This window comes from Polaromonas sp. P1_E3 (assembly GCF_056405935.1).
Window position 1 is genome coordinate 1 of the sequence record NZ_JBFUBD010000557.1, and the last position, 1,468, is coordinate 1,468.

The 1,468-nt window shown below is 61.1% G+C and carries 1 protein-coding gene; it reads right to left on the minus strand.

What is annotated here, in order from left to right:
• Positions 1-70: 70 nt before the first annotated feature.
• The coding region (gene guaA, locus AC1D0Z_RS21640; protein ID WP_477660208.1) for a glutamine-hydrolyzing GMP synthase at positions 71-1,468 on the minus strand (1,398 nt) is incomplete at its 5' end.

Genomic DNA, 1,468 nt, shown 5'->3' on the forward strand with positions numbered 1-1,468 from the left:
GCACCGGGGGCCTTTTCAACCTGGGAGGCGAGGCATCACCGAAAAGACTGGATTGCTCCACGGGTCTGCTTCATTCCCACTCGATGGTCGCGGGAGGTTTGCTGCTGACGTCGTAAGTGACGCGGTTAATGCCGCGTACTTCGTTGATGATGCGGCCAGACACCTTCTTGAGCAGCGCATAGGGCAGCTCGGCCCAGTCGGCCGTCATGAAGTCGCTGGTCTGCACGGCGCGCAGGGCCACCACGTAATCGTAGGTGCGGCCGTCACCCATGACACCCACGCTTTTCACAGGCAAAAACACCGTGAAAGCCTGGCTGGTGAGGTCATACCAGGTCTTGCCCGTCGCTGCGTCCTTGAAGTTGCGCAACTCCTCGATGAAGATCGCATCGGCGCGGCGCAGCAGGTCTGCGTATTCTTTTTTGACTTCACCGAGGATACGCACGCCCAGGCCCGGGCCTGGAAACGGATGGCGATAAACCATGTCGTGGGGGAGGCCCAGTGCCACGCCGAGCTCACGGACTTCATCCTTGAACAGCTCACGCAGCGGCTCCAGCAATTTCAGGCCCAGTTGCTCGGGCAAGCCGCCGACGTTGTGGTGGCTCTTGATGGTGACGGCTTTTTTGCTTTTGGCGCCGCCGGACTCGATCACGTCGGGGTAAATCGTGCCCTGGGCCAGCCACTTGGCACCTTTGTGCCCGCCGGTGCCGGCCTTGAGCCGGGCGGCCTCTGCCTTGAACACCTCAACGAATTCGCGGCCTATGATCTTGCGTTTTGCCTCGGGCTCGCTCACGCCGRCAAGGTGGCCGAGGAACTGGTCGCTTGCGTCTACACGGATCACATTGGCGTGCAGTTTGCCGACAAACATCTCCATGACCATGTCGCCTTCGTTCAGGCGAAGCAGGCCGTGGTCGACAAATACACAGGTCAGCTGGTCGCCGATGGCGCGATGGATCAGTGCCGCTGCTACGGAAGAATCGACGCCGCCGGAAAGGCCCAGAATGACCTCTTCATCACCAACCTGCGCACGGATTTTTTCAACAGCTTCCGTGATGTAGTCGCCCATGACCCAATCCTGGCGCGTGCCGCAGATGTCAAGCACAAAGCGCTTGAGGATGGCATTGCCCTGCTTGGTGTGGGTGACTTCGGGGTGGAACTGCACCGCGTAAAAACGGCGGTCTTCGTCGGCCATGCCGGCGATAGGACAGGAATCGGTCGATGCCATGAGCTTGAAACCCGGCGGCATTTCCGTGACCTTGTCGCCGTGGCTCATCCACACATCGAGCATGCCTTGGCCTTCGGGTGTGGTGTAGTCGGCGATATCCTTGAGCAACGCCGTGTGGCCCCGGGCGCGCACGTCGGCCGAGCCGAATTCGCGTTTGTGGCCGCCCTCAACCTTGCCGCCCAGCTGGTGCGCCATGGCCTGCATGCCGTAGCAGATGCCCAGCACCGGCAAGCCCAGTTCAAACAC